We start from the raw sequence: 16,340 nt of genomic DNA, 5'->3' as shown, positions 1-16,340 counted from the left end.
GATTGCTCTATAACGCATCCGTACACTCTAAACTGCGAGGCCAAAAAATCTCATAACCTATTGATTTGTATTAGTTAACACCTCAATATTAGCAGCAACCAACCAAAGGCAATAAGAAAAACCTAACCCAATTAGTTTTCTGCTTCTGCTAAGAGCCTTTTTAAAATCAGTTTTTTAATAACGTTCTTAAATTCACAGCTGAGAAAAATACCATAGCTATACACACAAACAACAAAAGATAAATACCGTAGCCTACACCAACTATTAGGTAGGATTTACTAGGCTCCTGAGGATTATAATAAACATTAACTTTATCCCTCGTTTGATATTTTTTAAGTTGTAAATCTCGCTCCGCTCTATCAAGCATAGAGTTGACGTTTGATACTCGATTTCCAACAAATAGCTTTTCATCAAGCATATAAGAGTATTCAACCTCTATAATATAGCGCTCTTGGTTATGTTGTATACGTAGTCCATTACTAGAAATAACAGTACCCTCAACCATAGGCCAACTTTTCGTAGTCAGACCTTCTGAAACAACGGTTACTAAATATGCACTCCAAGCGAGTGAACTTAAAAGCATTACAACAAAAAAGACTCTACTTTTATTAAACATATCAGCACCTAATTTTTTGGGACTACACAATATATTTGTTTATGAAGACAATGATTCAATACGATAGTAAATTTCTTTACCTGCGATCAATTATAAATAATGTTTTGCGTCCTCTGGGTTGGGTATTCTGCAATACTGGTATTTGCCAAATAAGGTATAGCGGTTTAAAGCAATTTTATCATACAGCCAATTATTAAAGGTGCTAGGTAAAACACTAAATACAGTGGCTAGTTTGTAGGGGTAACCTAGCTGCTTAACCACTTCAAAAAAAGCATGGCTTTGCGTGTACGCTTTGCCGTTTTGTAGGTAAACCATTGAGGCGTATTGTGTGGTTGAAAAACCAAAATGAGTTAATAGCAGTGCACCTTTTGGGGATTGCACGCTGCACAGTTTAAAAATGCTAATTATAAAATTACACCACGCACTACATAATTTGCACTGTGCATCGAATAATATAATTTTTTGATTACGCATTAATGTAGCCGCATCATCACTCATTTTATACCCCTTAAGCGGTTACTGCTGAACCGGCTTTTTTTGTAACTTACGCTGCAATGTGCGCCTATGCATATTGAGTTGCCGCGCAGTGGCCGACACATTACCGTTATTACTATGTAGCACTTGCTGAATATGCTCCCACTCTAAACGCTCTGGTGACATAACTGGTGTGGCAACATCACTAGCATTGTGTGTATTTAAATCTGCGTTTAGGGCCTTTAATAGCGTGGCCATATCAACGGGTTTAGTAAGGTAGTCGTTAGCGCCTAAACGCATGGCCTCTACTGCGGTGGCTATGCTTGCAAACCCTGTTAATAATACAATATACGCCTGCGGTAATAAGCTGCGAAGTGGCTTAATTAAGCCAAGGCCGTTATCGTCACCTAGTTTCATATCGAGCAAAATAAAATCTGGTAAGTGTTTATGTGCACTGAGTAATGCATCACTTTGGTTATGCGCAACTTCACAACTAAAGCCTTGTTTTGTTAAACGCCGAGCAAGTGTACTGGCTAGGTTTATATCGTCTTCAATTATAAGTAATTTCATGAAAGTGGTTGCTCATTATTTGCTATGGCTAATTTTACTTTAGCCACTGCCCCGCCACCAGCGTGATTATACAAAGTTAACGAGCCGTTTAGTCGCTCAAACGTCACATTAGAAAGTAAAACCGCAAGCCCCATACCTTGGCTGCTAGGCATAAGTTGCCCGCCAAGCTCTGCTAATTGTGGTTGGCTAAAACCGCTACCAAAATCACGAATTAGCAAATATATACTTTCACTGTGTTGATTATCTTGCTGCCAGCTTAGCTCTAACTGGGTTTGGTTATTTTTTTGATTAGCAATGCATGCATTTTGTAGCAAATTGAGAATAGCAGGCAATAGCATTGCATCACTTTTTAAGATGACTGCTATTGGCTCACTTAACCAATTAATGTGCTGATCAGGGTATTGCAGTAATAATGTATCGGTGATCTGCTTTTGTAGCTGGTTTACTGTAATGTGCTCGGTGGTATTTTTATTACGAAGCTGAGCAGAGAGCTTTCTAAAGTCATTTAATTGCCTAGCACATTGCTTAAGCGGCGTTTGCATTTGCACCACGACAGGGTTATTTGGCTGCTCTTCTAAAAGCTCTTCAAATAATAATTGTAAGTTAGCGATAGGACTGGCTAGTTGATGGGTTATTTGCGCAGCAGCGCCATCTAGGGTTACCAGTTGCTCGTTACGCAATTGCTGCTCGCGAGCTTTAGCTATTGTGCGCTCTCGCTCCTTTAATGCCCGGCTCATAGCACCAATAACCAAAGCGATAACGCTTGCACTTAAAACAAAGTTAACCCACATGCCTATAAAGTGCCCACTCATATTCATTTGATGCATACTGTGATCGGGCATCCTAATGAGTAAAAAGCTATAAGCGGCAATTGCCAGTACGGCGATATAAGCGAGTCCTTTTTCACGAAGGGTGACCGCTGCAATCATGATAGGTAGCAATAATAGCGATACAAACGCATTGGTTGCGCCGCCACTTAATGAGAGCAAAATAGTTAAAAACAGCACATCCGCAGTGAGCTGCATTAACATCCCTATAGGGCGCGCTTGGCTAACATTTCGATAGGCGAATACGCTTACTAATTGAAATATCGCCTCTATGGCTATTACCACTAATAAAGGGAGTAACGCTATTTGGTGTTCTAATAAAAAATACACGCTTAGTACAGCAATTAACTGCACAGCAATAGCACCACTTCGCAGCATTAAAAGGCGGCTAATGGTCGGGTCGGTTTGCATAAACAAGGTGTGATGTACCTATAAAATTTAATACGTTAAAAAGTTAATCTTCATCCATTGATATAGTAAACAGCGCGCACGGGGTCCCTTGATGAAACACCATTTTCCATTGTTCATTACTTTTACGCCAAAGCGACATACGTAAGGAGTAATTAAACTCACTTCGGGCTGAGCGCCTATAAGCGGCTTGGTAACTAATTTGCGCGACATCATCGCTAAGCATTCGCCCTTTAAAGTGCTGATTATAAAACTGCGGAACAACCTCGGTAGGTAAACGTGTGAGTACTTGCTGCTTATCAAATACGGTGCCATTAGCTGCAATTTCAATAAACTCATCATCAAGTAAGGCATTTAATGCATGGCTTGATTGACGGACATCGGGGTCGAGCAACTGTCGTTCGGCCTCAATCAAGTGATTAAACAACGACACTTTTATTTTATTGCTCATGGGCTTCCTTATTATGTATGCAATTGCCACGTGTTTATGTGTTTATACGTTAAACGGGCAGTAATTAATAATATCGGCTTACTTTAATTCACTCAAGCTAACAGCTTGAACGCAGTGCCATAAACGCAAGCCACTTACGTTGAAGTAAAGCCGCAAAGTCATGTGCTTTTCAATTATATGCTGTTTAACACATCGCTACGTATAGTTTTAATACTTGCTTACTCTTTAAACAAGCTTTACGTTAAATTGCCCACAATTACTATTATTTACGAGACAAAACAGGTTAATAACTTCTCTTAAAGGGCAATTTTTGATATAACTCACCCATTAGCAATACACGTCAGACCACCTTTTTAAGAGAACACACTATGGCCTACGCACATATTACTGGTTGGGGTAAATGTATTCCACCAGCAAGCATTAGCAACGATGAAATTAGCGAAATAGTTGATACCAACGATGAGTGGATCACCACACGTACTGGTATTAAATCTCGTAGGGTTAGCCATGTTAGCACTGCAGAACTTGCAACCGTTGCCGCAAAGCACGCCATCGATTGTGCAGGGATTGACGCAAAAGATATCGATTTAGTTATTTTAGCAACGTGTACCCCTTCTACTGTGGTGGCCAATACCGCCTCTTTAGTACAGAAAAACATTGGTGCTACCGGCGCTGCAGCTATGGATACCAATGCTGCGTGTTCTGGTTTTTTATATGCTCTTCAGGCAGCTACTGCTCAAATTCAGGCAGGTATGATTAAAAAAGCCGTGGTTATAGCTGCTGAGCGCATGACCTGGTATGTAAACTGGTCACGCCGTGACAGCGCTGTATTATTTGGTGATGGTGCAGGCGCAGTAGTACTCGAAGCCGCAGATACACCAGCAGGCCTACTTGGTACTAAAACCGGTTGCGACAGCGAAGACAGAGACATTTTGCATATCACCAACTTTGGTAGTGATTTAAATAAATATGAGCCAATTGGCCCATCAGACTTACTATTTGAAGGCCGTGAAATATTCAAACGTGCCGTTAAAGGTATGAGCGAAGCGTGTGATGATGTATTAACGCAAGCCAATCTAAGCCTTGATGACATTAACGTATTAGTGCCACACCAAGCTAATTTACGTATTATTCAAGCAATTCAGCATCGTTTAAAAGTGCCGGATGAAAAAGTAATGGTAAACATTGCTGACTACGGCAATACCTCAGCCGCCACGATTGCTATTGCGTTATGTGAAGCCGTAGAGCAAGGCTTAATTAAGCCGCATTCAAATATTATGTCGGCAGCGTTTGGCGCAGGTTTAACGTGGGCAGCAAGCTATATAAAATGGGGCGAGCGTGTTATGCCGATTAAAGTAAGTGATGCAACTTTGCCACCGTGTGAGCTAACAGGCCTTGAGCTTGTAGCCCCCGCAGTTAAAGCCTGCAAAGACGCTGAGCCTAGCTAAACGTTTTTAAGCACATAAAAATTAAACGCACTTTTTAGTGCGTTTTTGTTTTTAGGAGAACAAACTCATGGAGCTAACTACATGGAACTATTAGGCATTCATCATGCTGCTATTATTTGCAGTGACTACGCCCGCTCTAAGCACTTTTATAGTAACGTACTTAAACTTAAAGTTATTAACGAGCATTTTAGGGCCGCGCGTAATTCGTATAAATTAGATTTAGCGATGCCTGATGGCAGCCAAATAGAGTTATTTTCGTTTGATGGAGCACCTGCAAGACCAAGCTACCCAGAAGCGCAAGGCTTAAGGCATTTAGCATTTAAAGTTAAAAACGTTGCCCAAGCAAAGCAGTATTTAGAGTCACAAAATATAACTGTGGAAGAGATAAGAGTGGATGAAATAACCGGCAAAAAATTCACCTTTTTTGCCGATCCAGATAACTTACCGCTTGAGTTATACGAGGTATAACCCTCGTATAACAAGGTTTATTTAAAGCGGCTTTGCAAGTAATTAAATACCGCACGAATACCTAACGCTTCGCCGCCGGTTGGGCGCCCAGGTAAAGCACGTAAATTCCACGCCATTACATCAAAATGTACCCAGGGTGTGGTTGGCTCTACAAACTCTTTTAAATAAAGCGCCGCGGTAATTGCACCACCAAATGGTGTGCTGGCACAGTTTGCCATATCGGCTACATCGCTCTTTAAAAAGCTTTTGTACTGATCAAATAAAGGCAATTGCCATACTGGGTCGCTTACATCCATACCGGCATCAATAATACCATTTGCTACATCGCGCTCTGTTGAGAAAAAGCCTGGTAACTCAGTACCTAAAGCAACACGACAAGCACCGGTAAGGGTCGCAAAGTCAATAATTAGCTCAGGGTTATCGTTTTGTGCCTCGCTAAGCGCATCACACAATACTAAACGCCCTTCAGCATCGGTATTGTCAATTTCTACCATAATGCCTTTACGCGTTTTAATTACATCACCTGGGCGAAATGCATTTCGCGATACCGCGTTTTCAACCGCAGGCACTAAAACACGCAGTCTAATTGGTAAATTAGCCGCCATAATTAGCTGCGCTAGAGCAATAACGTGCGCTGCCCCGCCCATGTCTTTTTTCATGTTACGCATGCCCGAGCTTGGTTTTAAATCAAGCCCGCCAGAGTCAAAACATACCCCTTTACCAACTAAGGTAATAAGTGGTGCGTTTTCATCGCCCCATTTTAAATCAAGTAAACGCGGTTTGTTTTCGCTCGCGCGTCCGACCATGTGTATTGTTGGGTAATTTTGCTCAAGTAGCTCATCGCCAATCCACTGGGTAAATTCACCCTTGTAATTATTGGCTAAATCTTCCATTACTTGCGATAAATGCTGCGGCATCATATCTACCGCAGGTGTGTTTACTAAATCACGCGCTAAATAAATGGCATCAGCTTGTTGCTTAATACGCTGATACAGCGCTTCATCGGCAATGGCTAATTGTGCTTTGGCCGTTGGTTTTTCTTTATATTCACTAAATTCATAGCCGCCTAACACAAAACCAAGCGCGACTTGCTCTATAAAGGCATCATCGCCTTGAATTTGATACGTGCCCAGCGGTAATTTATTGGCAAGCTCGCCTGCGGCCCAAAAATCATTTTGGCTTTGTAATAAACAATAAACGTGGCTTAGCTCACCGGTTTGCGCGTCAGGCACAAGCGCTAAACCTTGCTTTTCAAAGCCGCTATTTGTTAACCATGTTTGGATAAAAGCCGGTTGTTGTGATTGCCAGTCAGTTAACTCGTTTTTAAGAATAAAAGATAAAGGAATACCAGAAGAAGTATGACGAAGTAATGCACTCATTGAAAAGCTCATATAATAAAAAATGGTAGCTCAAAGCATACCAATAAGACCGGCTAAAAGGTATAGCTAATTTTAGCCAGATTTATTCTTTATTTGGCGCTTTAGTGTGTTGTTTTAAATCCTCTTTAACTATTTCAGCGTCTAGCTCTTTAACTGGTTTATTAATGTTAAACGAGCTAGGCAATACATCTACACCTACCATTCTGCCTAGCTTTACAACCAATGGAATAGTAATAGGGGCAAACGGCAGTACGGCAAATACACCTAAGCCAAGCCCTTTTAAAATATCTACAAATTGCTCATTAGCACGCTTTAACTCTTCTTTGCTGGTTTGCCCCTGCGTGTAACGCCTATAAATGGTGAGCATTTCTATGGTTTCTTGCCTTTCTTGCGCAAGAGCAATTTTTAGCGCCACCATTGCACGACGAAAGCGAAGCTGTTGGCGCTTTTTACTAATTTTAACTACCCGCCAAGGCGCACGGTGAATAACTTTATATAATCGCATACCCTTTATTTTCACACATAAAGGGTTTTACACAAGAATAATTTACTTAATACGCCCTATACTTTACTCTTTTGCACCATAACAGTGCTCACAAGCTCATTTTTATGCAAAACAAACAAATAATAGTACTCCTCAAACCCCAAAAACCACAGCCTGATGAATGCTGCGGCGGAGGTAGCTGTAGCCCTTGCGTGTGGGACGAATACAGACAAAAATATCGTGACTGGCAAGCGCAAAACACACCACCTGCCTCACCAAAAGAAACAAATTGATAACATTTACCCACTCACTTCGCGCATTAAATCTTCGAAAAAGCGTTAAAATCGCACTTTATTAGTTCAAATTAGTTACATACTGCACCATTGTTGCAAATATATTTTATTTTGAACTTTTTGTTATTAAAGAGTTAATTATTAATTGCCCTGAAAGTTTTTTATGTATAGGCTGTACATAGGACTTCACATGAGGTGGGCTTTTAGCTTTAAGAAGTTGAGTAGGTTGACTCTTTATCCCCATGTGAATACGTCCAAAATTATAAATAAGTAATGTTAATTACTGCATTACGTACAAAATATATTCTAACTGGGGAAAATTAGAATGAAACTTAAAAGCAATGCGCTAAATCAAGCAATTAAATTTGCATTAGCAACAACAACCACCGCAGGTTTGTTTATTTCAGGTTCTGCTGTTGCAGCAGAAGAAAGTGAAACTAAAGTTAATAAAAACGTTGAAAAAATTGCCGTAGTGGGTACTCGCTCAGCGCCACGCTCTATTGGTGATTCACCGGTTCCTATTGATATTATTGGCGGTGAAGAGCTAGAAAAGTCTGGTAACACAGACATGCTAGAGCTACTTAAAGGCTCTGTTCCTTCTTTTAATGTTCACCAAAACCCAATCAGTGATGCTGCATCACTAGTACGCCCAGCTAACTTACGTGGCTTACCTTCAGACAGCACATTAATTCTTTTAAACGGTAAACGCCGTCACCGTGCTTCTGTTATTGCATTTTTAGGTGGTGGTATTAACGATGGTGCACAAGGCGCTGATATTTCAGTTATTCCTAGCATTGCACTTAAGCAAGTAGAAGTACTACGTGATGGTGCAGCAGCACAATACGGCTCAGATGCAATCGCAGGTGTAATGAACTTCCAACTTAAAGATGCCTCTGAAGGCGGTAAATTTGAAGTACGCCATGGTCAATACTACGAAGGCGACGGTGATACAACACAGATATCGGGTAACGTAGGCTTACCATTTACCGACAACGGCTTTGCTAACTTAAGTTTTCAATATAAAACAGCAGATGCAACAAGTCGCTCAGAGCAACGCCCTGATGCAGCCGCACTTTCTGCTGCAGGTGTACCAGAAGTGTCTTCGCTTGCGCAAGTTTGGGGTGCTCCAGAGGTTGATGACGACATTTCAATTTTTGGTAACTTTGGTTTAGAACTAACAAACGACTCAGAATTTTATATGTTTGGTAACTACTCTGAGCGTGATGTACGTGGTGGTTTTTACTACCGTAACCCGCATACTCGCCCAGGTGTATACTCAAATGACGGCGGTGAAACACTACTTGTTGCCGATTTAACAGAAGACATGAGCGGTAACTGTCCAACTATCGCAATTGATGACAACGTACTAGATAACCCAGACTACATTAGCGGTGTTGCTAATAATCCTGATTGTTTTGCATTTAACGAAACCATTCCTGGCGGTTTTACACCTAACTTTGGTGGCAACATTACCGATACCTCTTTAACTATTGGTACAAAGGGTATGTTTACGGGTGGTTTCCTTAAAGATGCATTTTACGATTTAAGTGGTACGGTGGGTTTAAACGAATCTCGCTACTTTATTTACGACACGGTTAATGCGTCATTAGGTGCAGACAGCCCACGTGATTTTAGCCCAGGTAAATATGAGCAACTAGAGAAAAACTTTAACTTTGACCTTTCTAAAGGCTTTGATTTTGACCTAGCGTACGATGTAAATATTGCCGGTGGTTTAGAATGGCACGAAGAAACATTTACTGTAATTTCGGGTGATGAAGCATCATTCACTGCAGGTCCTTTAACTGAGCAAGGTTTTGGTATTGGCTCTAATGGTTTCCCTGGTTTCAAACCTTCTGATGCAGGCGAATATACACGCCGTAACTACGCAGCTTATGTAGATATTGAAGCACCATTTACAGAAGAATTCTTAATGGGCCTTGCGGTACGTTTTGAAGATTACGACAGCTTTGGTACAACAACAAACTACAAAGTAATGGCGCAGTACCACGTAACTGAAGATCTAAATATTCGTGGCTCAGTAAGCACAGGTTTCCGTGCCCCTACTGTTGGCCAAGCTAACGTAAGTAACGTACAAACCAACTTAAGTGACGGTGTATTACAAGATTCAGCACTTTTACCACCAACAAACCCAATTGCAGTGCAATTAGGTGGTACAGAGCTTGAGCCAGAAGAATCGCAAAGTTACACACTAGGTGCGGTTTACACTATTGGGGATTTATTTGTAACACTTGATTACTACAACATTGAAGTTGATGACCGTATCAGCCAATCTGAAAAAATTGTACTTAGCCAAGATGATAAAGACACGTTAGAAGCAGCAGGCGTACCAAATGCGCAAAGCTATGCACAAGTAAGCTTTTTCACAAATGACTTTGATACAACAACGCAAGGTATTGACTTAGTAGCAAACTACACAGCTGACATGTTAGGCGGAAGCTCTACATTTAGCCTTGCTTACAACTGGAATGAAACTGAGGTAACTAAGTTCAGCGACATTACCGGTGAGTTTAAAGTTAAGCGTTTAGAAGAAGATTTACCTAACCACCGTGCAACGCTTACTTGGGCACAGCAGTGGGAATCTTTTTCAATGTTTACCCGTGCTAATTACTACGGCGAATACCAAGGTGTTCACGTAGATTACGATGCAACAGCAAAAACAGCTGACGCAGCCGTGACCATTGACGCTGAAATAACGTACTTCTTAAATGAGTCTATTAGCTTCTCGGTAGGTGCACAAAACATCTTTGACCAAGACGCTGAAAAACTTGATTTTGAAGACCGTACGGGTATCCCTAACAATAACTGGGGTGGCCAATACTACGAAACGTCTCCATACGGTATTAACGGTGGCTTCTACTACGCGAAAGCAACCTATACTTTCTAATATTTTTTCATGATAAACCAAGGCGAAATGTTAAGACATTTCGCCTTTTTTATTTTATATTAATTAAAAAACAATAATGCCTCATCATGCTAATTAAAAAAGCCAATCAATTACTACAAGAAAATAAACTCAAAGAAGCCGAGTTTCATTTTAAAGCAATTTTAAATAGTAACCCGCAAAGCGGCGAAGCATTATTTGGTTTAGGCAGGATAGCACTTAGGTTAGAGCGCTTTGATGCAGCGGTATACTTATTACAAAAAGCATGCGAACGTTTACCCCATATGCTTGAGCCACTGCACGCCCTTGCCGATGCATTTAACGGTGTTAATTCCCCTAATGATGCGATTAAAGTACTCGAATATGCTAAAAGCCTCGCAAGCCATAACCCAGAGCCTCATTATTATTTAGCTCAGCATTATTTAAGCTACGGCGAATTAGACAAAGCACACACCACATTTGCGCATGCGCTAAGCATGAGGCTTTACCCCGTAACTGCCTATATTTTATTTGAACTAGTACAATTAGGCCGTTTCAATAAAGAACATAATTATGTGAGCAACCTGCACCACTTTTTAACGCAAACGAATAACGTGCGTTTAAAAATGGTGTGTTACTACGCGTTAGGTAAAAGCTACGACAAACTAGAAGATACAGAGCAAGCATTTAACTATTATGTGCTTGCCAACAAACTTCAAAAAAAGCTTACTCACTTTAAAACCAGTGACTTAGTGCCTTTCTATGAGGCAATTATAACGCATAATACACAACAGCTAATTGCATCTGCCGAACACACTTTTACCGGCACTATTACGCCCGTGTTTATTATTGGTATGCCCCGCAGCGGCTCAACCTTACTTGAGCAAATGATGGCCTGCCACTCACAGTTTGCCACATTAGGTGAAAACACCAGTATCGCTAACCAAGTGGTGGCATTTATAGAGCAGCAAACGCAAACCCCTTACCCGCAATGCTTAAGCGCACTTAGTAACGATTTAATCGCAAAAGCTCGCAATATTTATATTGAAGAGTTAAAAAAAGCACAGCCTATACGCCCTTTCATTATTAATAAGCTACCGAGTAACTATCAGTCTATTGGCTTAATTTACTTGCTGTTCCCTAATGCTAAATTTATTAATTTAAGTAGGGATTTTAACGCCACTGCTTTTTCGGTGTTCAGTAACTACTTTGCCGAAAATGAGCCGTACTTTTGTGATTTAAAAGAATTCAAACTTTACCATGCGTTGTATGCAAAATTAATGGATCATTGGCGCAGCCTGCCCTCATTACCGCTATACGATATTCATTATGAGCAAATAGTTGCCGAGCCTGAGTCGCAGCTAAGTGCTTTATTTTCGTTTTTAGGATGTGAGTATGAACCGCAATGCTTAGCATTTTATAAGCGTAAGGCTGCTGTTAGCACATTAAGCAAACAAGCCATTAGGCAGCCAATTAATACACAGGCACTCGCGCATTGGGAGCGCTATAAAACACCGCTTTTAAAACAGTTTGAATGAGCCTAATTGCCTAACTGTGCTCGTTAAACCAGCTTACAACATCTTTAAATTGCTCATCCCGTGCCTGAGGGTGAGTAAGCATATTAATATGATCGTAATCCACACTATGACCATGGCGCTTGCCATAAATTTTAAGGGTTTGTTTTCCAGGTCCGGACTCTGCCATAAACTTTTTAATATCAATAGGCTGCGCAAGAGCCTTATCGTTTACAGCGCCAATATGTAGTGTAGGAGGCACCTGCACTTTAGCTAAGGCTTTTGCATAGTCAAAACCATCATCGCTATCTATCCATGGCCTTTTTTTAGCCCACTGCATGCTCTGATAATGCGACTTTTGCGATTCGTTATCGCTGCCCCACTTATAGCCTTTTGCGTTTAAGTACCCCTGTTTTTTAGCCAATATGGGCGCCATAAAGTACCAAATTACATTTGCTTGTAGTAACTTTTTAGGGTGATTGTTAAACAAAGATCGTTTAGAGCCAAAATAAGCACACGCTTTAACCTCTTTTAAATACTCAGGAAAACGTGCAAAAACGCTATTCATTAAAACGCCCCCCCAAGAGTGAGCAACCCAATAGTCTGGCTTTTTACCCTCGAATTGTTCAATGTAATTAATAAAGGCGGGGATATCTTCTACTATTGCCTCTGTTTGACCATATTTAGCCTGCGGCGAAATAAGCGGCTTGCTCTCTCCACGTCCGCGCAGGTCTGCTACATAACAGCAGTAGCCTTGCTCAGCCAAATAAGGGGCTAGCCCTTTATTGCTATGAGTATAAAAAATTTTGCCATTTTCTACTGCGCCGTGCATAAAAAACACCACGGGGCCCGCTTGCTTGTCGTTTGCTATACGGCGTAAATGCAGCGTTTGCTGATTGCCTAGTTGAACAAAATGTGAGTGCTGTGTAATTGCCACAAATTTTCCTTTATTATTTTTAGCCACTCATCCTACCAGTACCACTGTTAATTCTAAAGTAAATGGTTGCACTTTTTAGTGGGGCATTTGATACAATTGCGCCATTATTTAATTGCTAAATTAATGCTATGAAATCAAAACAAGTCACTAACAAACTCCACCCACGCAACCAACATTTACATGGCTACGATTTAGACATGCTATGCGATAAGCATGATGCGTTAACCCCTTTCATCATCGTCACCCCTGCGGGGAGTAAAAGCATTGATTTTACCAATAACACAGCAGTAAAAACGCTTAATCAAGCGCTTTTAAAAGCGCATTATAAAATAGATTTTTGGGATATTCCTGAGCATAACCTATGCCCTCCTATTCCTGGTCGCGTTGATTACATTCATTACTTGGCAGACTTATTAAGCGGCGACAACCAACAAAATATTCCAACTGGCAGGCAAATTAAGGTGCTCGATATTGGCACAGGGGCCAATTTGGTCTACCCGTTAACGGGTAATCATGAATACAACTGGCACTTTACTGGTAGCGACATCGATGCAAATTCTATAAAAATAGCGAAGCAAATCGCCCAATTTAATGGTTTAAAAATAACCCTTAAACACCAAAAAAACGCATCATCTATTTTTGAAAACATTATAAATCAAAAAGATTTATTTCATTTAACCCTGTGTAACCCCCCTTTTCACGCAAGCGCAGAAGAGGCCAGTAAAGGGTCGCAGCGCAAATGGAAAAACTTAGGAAAATCACCTAAAAACACCCTTAATTTTGGCGGGCAAAATAATGAGCTATGGTGCGAAGGCGGCGAAGCACAGTTTGTTAGCAATATGATTGCTCAAAGTGAGCAATTTGCAGAGCAAGTAATATGGTTTACCTCCTTGGTTTCAAAAAAAGAAACACTTAAAGTGTTAGAAAATAAATTAAGCACCCTCCCTATTGCCGAATATAAAATTATAGACATGGCACAAGGACAAAAAGTAAGTCGCTTTATTGCCTGGAGTTATTTTGATAAAGCCACGCGTGAACAAATTTTTGAAGAGCTTGTTTAAACCCATAAAAACAATAAAGCCTGTAGTACTTAATAAAGGAATAACAACCATGATAGATTTTCGCTCAGACACGGTTACTAAACCTTCAAAAGCCATGCGCGATGTAATGTATAGCGCGCCAGTAGGCGATGATGTGTACGGGGATGATCCTAGCGTAAACCAGCTAGAAGCCTATGCAAGTGAGCGTTTTAGCTTTGAAGCCGCACTTTATTGTAGCTCTGGCACGCAAGCTAATTTACTTGCGCTTATGGCTCATTGCGAACGCGGAGATGAATATATTTGCGGGCAAAATGCCCATAACTATAAATTTGAAGGCGGTGGCGCTGCAGTATTAGGCTCTATTCAACCACAACCGATTGAGAATGAACCCGATGGCAGCCTCTGCTTTGATAAAATTGCCGCAGCAATAAAACCAAACGATAGCCATTTTGCCAACACCCGCTTACTTAGCCTTGAAAACACCATAGGCGGAAAAGTGCTCCCCCTTAGCTACTTAGCCAAAGCACGTCATTTTGTAAATGAGCACTCGTTAGCTCTGCACTTAGATGGCGCACGTGCGTTTAATGCAGCAGTTGAATTAAACGTTGATATTACAGATATAACCCAGCATTTTGACTCTGTTTCAATTTGCTTATCAAAAGGGCTAGGTGCTCCCGTTGGCTCGCTATTACTAGGCACAAAGGCGCTTATCACAAAAGCACGGCGCTGGAGAAAAGTACTCGGTGGTGGCATGCGCCAAGCCGGAATGCTGGCAGCCGCGGGGCAATACGCACTTGAAAATAACGTCTCTCGCTTAAAAGACGACCACGCTAATGCGCGTTATTTAGCAAGTAAGCTTAATGAGCTCGATGGGTTTAGCGTTGATATGAGTAACACCACTAACATGGTGTATGCGCGCTATTCAAGTGAGTTAAATATAGCGCATATTAGCGAGCAATTAGCACAACAAGGCATATTAATTAGCCCAAGCAAACAGCTTAGGCTAGTCACTCATCTTGATATAAACCAAGATGATATAGATACTTTTATACGAGCCTTAGCGGCCCATATTTAACTCAGCCTTATAATGCTTGCGGCACACCGACACATAACGGTCGTTGCCGCCAATTTCTACTTGGTTACCATCGGCAATGGCATTGCCGTTTTCATCTGTACGCAACACATGATTGGCTTTACGGCCGCAATGGCACACTGTTTTAAGCTCAACCAGTTTATCGGCCCATGCTAGCAAGTACTGAGAGCCAATAAATAACTCACCTCTAAAGTCGCTTCGCAGGCCATAACACAATACCGGAATACCAAGTTCGTCAACCACATCCGTCAGCTGCATAACTTGCTCTTTAGACAAAAACTGGCATTCATCAACCAATACACAATGGCGCTTTTTTTCGTTTTGCAGATTTTGGATCAGCTCAAAAACATTTTTTGACGAATCAAATATATGCGCATCAGCTTGCAGCCCGATACGAGACGATACTTTTCCTACACCAGAGCGGTTATCAATTGCAGCCGTTAAAATAACTGGCTCCATACCGCGCTCACGATAGTTAAACGCAGATTGTAATAAGGTGGTTGATTTACCCGCATTCATCGCAGAGTAGTAAAAGTATAATTGAGCCATTGCCGTGCCTTAAGATAAAAAGTGCGCTTATGCTACCTTAATATGCGATTAATACCAATTTCATATCGCTATTTTAGTTAATAAGCGCTTTGATTTTCTTATTACTCAACAGCTTGCAAGTATTTTATATAAATTTGTGCACTGTCAAAGCGCGCTAACCATTGCCATATCTCTTTACTAAGCTGGCTATTTTGCTGGTAAAACTGCTTTGAAAAAATTAAATAACCGTCTGTTGTTTCATAAGGTGGGTAAAGGGGTTTTACATCGCTCCCTTTATGTTGATAGCTCGACACTTTTAAGTCATCTACTTGGCATAAATCAACACTTGCCTGTACCACTCCTTTATCAAGTAATTCAAAAGCTTTGTCTTTTGAAAAAGTATTATGAATATAAAAAGGCTCTTCTTTTAGCGCGCTGTTTAAGCCATAGCCATTAGGAATGGCGATAGTAAACGCTTTATTTTGAAATACTTCACGTGTTTGCCATTGTTTATGAAAACGAGCCCGCCCTATTAAACAGCTACTAAAACGACTCACTGCAAATTTTTCTAGCAACACCCCTTTTTCGTTTGTAGGGTACACCGCAAAACGTTCACGCCCATCACGATAGCTGGCAATAACGGCATTAACACGGTTGAGCTCTAAATCGTTTAGGCATCTGCGCCATGGTTTTCTAACAAATGAAATAGACACATTGGGTATGTCGGCATCCAGTTGCTTTAAAATTTCAATTGAGGCGCCAGGGTTATCTATAGGTACCTCTTGCCCAATGCCCAAAAACATAGGTGCAACGTCTTTATCTTCGTAGCAAAATATAAGCGTTTGAGGGTTAGCAAACACTGCTGAAGAAAACATCAAACCAAATATAAATAAATAATTTAAGCTGCTGATACTCATAATAATTTTTAT

Annotated in this window: 17 protein-coding genes; 7 read left to right on the top strand and 10 right to left on the bottom strand. The window is 40.8% G+C overall.

All coding sequences use genetic code 11. From position 1 onward, the window contains the following. Window positions 1-166 precede the first annotated feature (166 nt). From MTN96_RS26020 to MTN96_RS26000, 5 genes are all read right to left on the bottom strand, one after another. Window positions 167-616 (bottom strand): DUF3592 domain-containing protein, encoded by a 450-nt coding sequence (locus MTN96_RS26020; RefSeq protein ID WP_055253918.1) that lies wholly within the window; start codon window positions 614-616, stop codon window positions 167-169. 90 nt (window positions 617-706) lie between these two features. Further along, window positions 707-1,114, bottom strand: a complete 408-nt coding sequence (locus MTN96_RS26015) for a thiol-disulfide oxidoreductase DCC family protein (RefSeq protein WP_248533159.1) — start codon at window positions 1,112-1,114, stop codon at window positions 707-709. A gap of 18 nt (window positions 1,115-1,132) precedes the next feature. Next, window positions 1,133-1,660: a response regulator transcription factor gene (locus MTN96_RS26010; RefSeq protein ID WP_248533157.1), complete on the bottom strand. Its 528-nt coding sequence runs from the start codon at window positions 1,658-1,660 to the stop codon at window positions 1,133-1,135. Continuing rightward, window positions 1,657-2,898: an ATP-binding protein gene (locus MTN96_RS26005; protein WP_173644033.1), complete on the bottom strand. Its 1,242-nt coding sequence runs from the start codon at window positions 2,896-2,898 to the stop codon at window positions 1,657-1,659. The genes MTN96_RS26010 and MTN96_RS26005 overlap by 4 nt, the downstream gene beginning before the upstream one ends. A gap of 43 nt (window positions 2,899-2,941) precedes the next feature. Beyond that, window positions 2,942-3,346, bottom strand: coding sequence for a DUF4440 domain-containing protein (locus tag MTN96_RS26000; protein ID WP_248533155.1), 405 nt, complete (start codon window positions 3,344-3,346; stop codon window positions 2,942-2,944). A 368-nt stretch (window positions 3,347-3,714) separates the two neighbouring features. Between MTN96_RS26000 and MTN96_RS25995 the strand changes: the two genes are divergently transcribed. After that, the gene (locus tag MTN96_RS25995; protein WP_154945461.1) at window positions 3,715-4,794 is read left to right on the top strand and encodes a ketoacyl-ACP synthase III; all 1,080 of its coding nucleotides are present in this window, start codon (window positions 3,715-3,717) and stop codon (window positions 4,792-4,794) included. A gap of 81 nt (window positions 4,795-4,875) precedes the next feature. Next, window positions 4,876-5,262 (top strand): VOC family protein, encoded by a 387-nt coding sequence (locus MTN96_RS25990; protein ID WP_004588776.1) that lies wholly within the window; start codon window positions 4,876-4,878, stop codon window positions 5,260-5,262. A gap of 17 nt (window positions 5,263-5,279) precedes the next feature. On the opposite strand, the gene MTN96_RS25985 is transcribed toward MTN96_RS25990, so the two are convergent. Both MTN96_RS25985 and MTN96_RS25980 read right to left on the bottom strand, forming a co-directional pair. Next, window positions 5,280-6,641 (bottom strand): M17 family metallopeptidase, encoded by a 1,362-nt coding sequence (locus MTN96_RS25985; RefSeq protein ID WP_248533153.1) that lies wholly within the window; start codon window positions 6,639-6,641, stop codon window positions 5,280-5,282. 82 nt (window positions 6,642-6,723) lie between these two features. Next, window positions 6,724-7,146 (bottom strand): hypothetical protein, encoded by a 423-nt coding sequence (locus MTN96_RS25980; RefSeq protein WP_024031949.1) that lies wholly within the window; start codon window positions 7,144-7,146, stop codon window positions 6,724-6,726. A 104-nt stretch (window positions 7,147-7,250) separates the two neighbouring features. Between MTN96_RS25980 and MTN96_RS25975 the strand changes: the two genes are divergently transcribed. The 3 genes from MTN96_RS25975 to MTN96_RS25965 all read left to right on the top strand — a co-directional run bounded on the left by MTN96_RS25975 (window position 7,251) and on the right by MTN96_RS25965 (window position 11,837). After that, window positions 7,251-7,418 carry an oxidoreductase-like domain-containing protein gene (locus tag MTN96_RS25975; protein ID WP_138579151.1) on the top strand — a complete coding sequence of 56 codons (168 nt, stop codon included), beginning with the start codon at window positions 7,251-7,253 and terminating at the stop codon, window positions 7,416-7,418. Between the two features lie 325 nt (window positions 7,419-7,743). Continuing rightward, window positions 7,744-10,323, top strand: coding sequence for a TonB-dependent siderophore receptor (locus MTN96_RS25970; protein ID WP_004588780.1), 2,580 nt, complete (start codon window positions 7,744-7,746; stop codon window positions 10,321-10,323). Window positions 10,324-10,409: 86 nt separating this feature from the next. Beyond that, on the top strand, window positions 10,410-11,837 hold the full coding sequence (locus tag MTN96_RS25965; RefSeq protein WP_248533151.1) for a sulfotransferase: 1,428 nt from the start codon (window positions 10,410-10,412) through the stop codon (window positions 11,835-11,837). 10 nt (window positions 11,838-11,847) lie between these two features. Here MTN96_RS25965 and MTN96_RS25960 read toward each other — a convergent pair whose 3' ends face one another. Beyond that, window positions 11,848-12,750, bottom strand: a complete 903-nt coding sequence (locus MTN96_RS25960; protein ID WP_054981806.1) for an alpha/beta fold hydrolase — start codon at window positions 12,748-12,750, stop codon at window positions 11,848-11,850. A gap of 128 nt (window positions 12,751-12,878) precedes the next feature. Between MTN96_RS25960 and rlmF the strand changes: the two genes are divergently transcribed. Both rlmF and ltaE read left to right on the top strand, forming a co-directional pair. Continuing rightward, window positions 12,879-13,811, top strand: a complete 933-nt coding sequence (rlmF, locus tag MTN96_RS25955; RefSeq protein WP_248533149.1) for a 23S rRNA (adenine(1618)-N(6))-methyltransferase RlmF — start codon at window positions 12,879-12,881, stop codon at window positions 13,809-13,811. A 49-nt stretch (window positions 13,812-13,860) separates the two neighbouring features. After that, on the top strand, window positions 13,861-14,865 hold the full coding sequence (gene ltaE / locus MTN96_RS25950) for a low-specificity L-threonine aldolase (RefSeq protein WP_248533147.1): 1,005 nt from the start codon (window positions 13,861-13,863) through the stop codon (window positions 14,863-14,865). Here ltaE and MTN96_RS25945 read toward each other — a convergent pair. Together MTN96_RS25945 and MTN96_RS25940 are read right to left on the bottom strand one after the other, a co-directional pair. Then, the gene (locus tag MTN96_RS25945) at window positions 14,848-15,432 is read right to left on the bottom strand and encodes a thymidine kinase (protein ID WP_024031955.1); all 585 of its coding nucleotides are present in this window, start codon (window positions 15,430-15,432) and stop codon (window positions 14,848-14,850) included. The genes ltaE and MTN96_RS25945 overlap by 18 nt on opposite strands. Before the next feature lie 101 nt (window positions 15,433-15,533). Continuing rightward, window positions 15,534-16,328 (bottom strand): hypothetical protein, encoded by a 795-nt coding sequence (locus MTN96_RS25940; protein ID WP_029774243.1) that lies wholly within the window; start codon window positions 16,326-16,328, stop codon window positions 15,534-15,536. Window positions 16,329-16,340 lie beyond the last annotated feature (12 nt).

The organism is Pseudoalteromonas sp. 2CM28B, from assembly GCF_023161935.1.
Note: the sequence above shows the minus strand (reverse complement) of the source record. Positions and strands in the feature narration are given on the sequence as shown.

Excerpts from the sequence above, each read along its gene's own strand:
- MTN96_RS26020 (WP_055253918.1), bottom strand. The coding sequence starts at position 616 with ATGTTTAATAAAAGTAGAGTCTTTTTTGTTGTAATGCTTTTAAGTTCA.
- MTN96_RS26010 (WP_248533157.1), bottom strand. The coding sequence starts at position 1,660 with ATGAAATTACTTATAATTGAAGACGATATAAACCTAGCCAGTACACTT.
- MTN96_RS25945 (WP_024031955.1), bottom strand. The coding sequence starts at position 15,432 with ATGGCTCAATTATACTTTTACTACTCTGCGATGAATGCGGGTAAATCA.
- rlmF (WP_248533149.1), top strand. The coding sequence starts at position 12,879 with ATGAAATCAAAACAAGTCACTAACAAACTCCACCCACGCAACCAACAT.
- MTN96_RS26000 (WP_248533155.1), bottom strand. The coding sequence starts at position 3,346 with ATGAGCAATAAAATAAAAGTGTCGTTGTTTAATCACTTGATTGAGGCC.
- MTN96_RS25975 (WP_138579151.1), top strand. The coding sequence starts at position 7,251 with ATGCAAAACAAACAAATAATAGTACTCCTCAAACCCCAAAAACCACAG.
- MTN96_RS25980 (WP_024031949.1), bottom strand. The coding sequence starts at position 7,146 with ATGCGATTATATAAAGTTATTCACCGTGCGCCTTGGCGGGTAGTTAAA.
- MTN96_RS25965 (WP_248533151.1), top strand. The coding sequence starts at position 10,410 with ATGCTAATTAAAAAAGCCAATCAATTACTACAAGAAAATAAACTCAAA.
- MTN96_RS25985 (WP_248533153.1), bottom strand. The coding sequence starts at position 6,641 with ATGAGTGCATTACTTCGTCATACTTCTTCTGGTATTCCTTTATCTTTT.
- ltaE (WP_248533147.1), top strand. The coding sequence starts at position 13,861 with ATGATAGATTTTCGCTCAGACACGGTTACTAAACCTTCAAAAGCCATG.
- MTN96_RS25970 (WP_004588780.1), top strand. The coding sequence starts at position 7,744 with ATGAAACTTAAAAGCAATGCGCTAAATCAAGCAATTAAATTTGCATTA.
- MTN96_RS26015 (WP_248533159.1), bottom strand. The coding sequence starts at position 1,114 with ATGAGTGATGATGCGGCTACATTAATGCGTAATCAAAAAATTATATTA.
- MTN96_RS25940 (WP_029774243.1), bottom strand. The coding sequence starts at position 16,328 with ATGAGTATCAGCAGCTTAAATTATTTATTTATATTTGGTTTGATGTTT.
- MTN96_RS25990 (WP_004588776.1), top strand. The coding sequence starts at position 4,876 with ATGGAACTATTAGGCATTCATCATGCTGCTATTATTTGCAGTGACTAC.
- MTN96_RS25995 (WP_154945461.1), top strand. The coding sequence starts at position 3,715 with ATGGCCTACGCACATATTACTGGTTGGGGTAAATGTATTCCACCAGCA.
- MTN96_RS26005 (WP_173644033.1), bottom strand. The coding sequence starts at position 2,898 with ATGCAAACCGACCCGACCATTAGCCGCCTTTTAATGCTGCGAAGTGGT.